Source organism: Paraburkholderia sp. UYCP14C, from assembly GCF_004197395.1.
Taxonomy (GTDB): domain Bacteria; phylum Pseudomonadota; class Gammaproteobacteria; order Burkholderiales; family Burkholderiaceae; genus Paraburkholderia.
Window position 1 is genome coordinate 1 of the sequence record NZ_SELS01000252.1, and the last position, 1,384, is coordinate 1,384.

The 1,384-nt window shown below is 54.3% G+C and carries 1 protein-coding gene; it reads left to right on the top strand.

All coding sequences use genetic code 11. From position 1 onward, the window contains the following. The first annotated feature begins 187 nt into the window (after positions 1-187). Positions 188-1,087: a hypothetical protein gene (locus tag EVC45_RS44640; RefSeq protein ID WP_129964366.1), complete on the top strand. Its 900-nt coding sequence runs from the start codon at positions 188-190 to the stop codon at positions 1,085-1,087. The last annotated feature ends 297 nt before the right edge of the window (positions 1,088-1,384 follow it).

The window sequence follows — 1,384 nt, forward strand, 5'->3', positions numbered from 1 at the left end:
CCTCGCCAGCTCCGAAAGCCATTCCCGGTGGGGCTCGCAGACAAATTCGGCCCCTTCGGAAAACCCGCAATCAGTTGTGATTATCAGAACCCTTACTTCGCCACGGTTGTCGAAATTTCGCCATTGCAGCCAATGCCAACCAATTTTTTACTATGGTGATTGATCACTTCAATATCGGAGTCATAACGTGCCTCTCAATATGTCCGGTTCGTCGCGATCCTCAGTCGTGCAAGAGTATGCGTCGCTTTCAGACATCCAGGATTCCCGTCTCGATGCTGTGATCGGTTCCCCTACCCCTAGGCGCATTCCCGTCTCAAAAAATATTTTCGAAGCCATGGGAATCGCCAGCAGAGTGGTTAAAGAAACCGGCTACAAAACTTTTCCTGATGGGCCCGCCAACCAAGAGGCAGCGATCTGGATGAGCGGAGGTCGCAGTTGGACCCGAATGAAGCTCGCGCGTGACACGATCAATGACGGGCACTGCGCGAACGAGGCCGAAGAAATCAGAGCACTTAAGCAAATGGGAGGGGGAAGTTGCGGCGAGCACCGTCGGCTGTCGGCGGCTGAACTTCGTCAGATGCATCGCGCCATGCCAGCTTTCCAAGTGAAAGAATCGAATGAGGACCACCACTACGTTGTCCTTGGTGATTGGCGGGATCGGACAGTCGGAGATTATGCGGTGGTGATTGATCCATGGCAAATGATCAAAAAAGTTCACACATACGGCGAGCGGATCAATACAACCGAGCCGGTGCGACTCTTCACTACGCCACCCGGGCCGCCTGAGCCCAACGATGCACTTTCCGAGGCCCTCGCTCAAAACCCGGCCGATAACTCGCGAATGGATCGATTTACAAAAATGAGAGTTAAGCGAGCGGCTGGCCCTGAGGCCGCCAAGACCATTATTCGGGGACTAAGAAACAGTGGCAGTGCGTGGGATCAAGCGAGCGGAACTCGCAACCCGTATACGGAATACGTTGATCCAGACGGATGTGTCTCGGCCTTTAATGATATGCCACCTGACTATCTTGAGCGTTACCTGGACGCAAAGGACCAGATGAGACTCGCGTTTCGTGACCGCGATTAGCGGGACGCATCGTGTGCTCGGCAACGAGGCATGTTGTGCTGACGCTCCCAGCGGCTATTGACATCCTTCCCATAACAACAAGGACCGTGTCTCGTTCGCTCTGCGCATGAGATGCGCCTTTGCCGGATCAGGAGCTGAACTTCGACGCTGCGTGATGGTGACCGTACCGGGTGGTCACCGTTCAGGCTGCACTGGTGTGGAAAATCACCGCTACGAAAACTGAACCGCCCCGGATTTTGTGGAGGCTCCAACTCTTGAGAGAATGGAGCCATGAACAAGAAGGTAACCAAGTTTTCC